A 210-nucleotide genomic window follows, 5' to 3' on the forward strand; every position below is an offset into this window, starting at 1 on the left:
GGTAATACAGCGTCGCCTGGCTTTGGGGCTGCGGAGCGTAGATGCGTGTGGCAACGGGGCCGCACGCGGTAGAAATCACGCATTCGCGGGTATGCATCTGCGGGGCATCGGCATTCCACAGCTGCCGCTCATGAATGTAGTGTTGGCGCTGGGCCACAAAGTCATCGGCAGCGGGCCACGGTGGCAAATCGTCGCGATGAAAATTCACCA

1 pseudogene is annotated in these 210 nt (G+C 60.5%); it reads right to left on the reverse strand.

Annotated features, from left to right (window positions below):
• Nucleotides 1–208, reverse strand: a pseudogene (locus FDX22_RS19515) (acetyl esterase); the annotation flags it as partial.
• Nucleotides 209–210: the final 2 nt, after the last annotated feature.

Source organism: Citrobacter sp. TBCS-14, from assembly GCF_005280805.1.
Classification (GTDB): Bacteria; Pseudomonadota; Gammaproteobacteria; order Enterobacterales; family Enterobacteriaceae; genus Citrobacter; species Citrobacter gillenii.